This window comes from Oleiphilus sp. HI0080 (assembly GCF_001635135.1).
In genome coordinates this window covers 1-938 of the sequence record NZ_LWFU01000684.1, presented here as the reverse complement: position 1 = coordinate 938, position 938 = coordinate 1, and the positions used below count along the sequence as shown (strand labels likewise).

At 49.9% G+C, this 938-nt stretch carries 1 protein-coding gene; it reads left to right on the top strand.

Annotated features, from left to right (window positions below):
* Window positions 1-9: 9 nt before the first annotated feature.
* Window positions 10-938: F0F1 ATP synthase subunit beta (gene atpD, locus A3751_RS14845; protein WP_068457531.1), on the top strand; the 929-nt coding region annotated here is incomplete at its 3' end.

Sequence of the window (938 nt, the reverse complement as noted above, 5' to 3'; positions counted from 1 at the left end):
GAACCGAACATGAGTAGCGGAAGTATCGTACAAATTATTGGGGCGGTTATTGACGTCGAGTTCGCGCGCGATTCCGTACCTAATGTTTATGATGCGTTGACTGTCGATGGTGGCGAAACCACTTTGGAAGTTCAACAGCAATTAGGTGATGGTATTGTTCGTACCATCGCAATGGGAAGCACCGAAGGTCTTAAACGTGGCCTTCAAGTAGCTAATTCAGGCGCACCTATTTCTGTACCGGTTGGTACGGAAACGCTAGGTCGTATCATGGACGTTCTTGGACGTCCAATCGACGAGCGCGGTGAAATCGGTGAGCAAGAGCGTATGCCTATCCACCGTAAAGCACCAACCTACGCTGAGCAGGCAGCAAGTGCTGAGCTTCTCGAAACAGGCATCAAGGTAATCGACTTGGTCTGCCCATTTGCGAAAGGTGGTAAAGTCGGTCTGTTCGGTGGTGCCGGTGTTGGTAAAACCGTAAACATGATGGAGCTTATCAACAACATAGCTTTGAAGCACTCAGGACTTTCTGTATTTGCAGGTGTTGGCGAGCGTACTCGAGAAGGTAACGATTTCTACCACGAGATGCAGGAAGCAGGCGTTGTTAACTTGGAGAACCCTACGGAATCCAAGGTAGCAATGGTTTACGGACAGATGAACGAGCCGCCAGGAAACAGACTTCGTGTTGCTCTGACCGGTCTGACTATGGCTGAGAAGTTCCGTGATGAAGGTAAAGATGTACTACTGTTCGTAGACAACATCTATCGTTACACGCTAGCGGGTACAGAGGTATCGGCCCTACTTGGTCGTATGCCTTCAGCGGTAGGTTACCAGCCTACACTCGCAGAAGAGATGGGTGTACTTCAAGAGCGCATCACGTCTACGAAGACGGGTTCGATCACGTCAATTCAGGCGGTATACGTACCGGCAGATGACTTGAC